The 368-nt window shown below is 83.2% G+C and carries 1 pseudogene; it reads left to right on the forward strand.

Going from position 1 to position 368, the window contains the following annotated elements:
- Positions 1-182: 182 nt before the first annotated feature.
- Positions 183-368: pseudogene (locus tag V5O49_RS00060) on the forward strand (hypothetical protein); the annotation flags it as partial.

Below are 368 nucleotides of genomic sequence, written 5' to 3' on the forward strand. Positions count from 1 at the left end.
CGTCCGCCAGCGCGCGACCCGGCGGCCCGCCAGCAGCGTGGACAGCCACAGGGCGCGTGCCCGGGGAGCCGCGACCCCGAGCCAGCCGGGCACGGAGCCGCCGCCGGCGACGTGCGACGCCAGCGCGACGCCGGGGGCCCGGGGGGCGGGGGGCCGCCGCGGGGGGACGAGGGTGGACCGCGGTGAGTACCGCCGGGTCGGCGGGCCGGGTCCGCGTGCTGCGCGGCACCCTGGTGGCGGCCCTGACCACCGGCGTCGCGCTGGCGTCGCACGTCGCCGGCGGCGGCTCCGGGCCCGGCTGGCTCGGGGTCGCGGCTCCCTGGGCACTCTCCCTGTGGCTGTCCACGCTGCTGGCGGGCCGCCGGGTC

It is taken from the genome of Isoptericola haloaureus, assembly GCF_036689775.1.
GTDB lineage: Bacteria > Actinomycetota > Actinomycetes > Actinomycetales > Cellulomonadaceae > Isoptericola > Isoptericola haloaureus.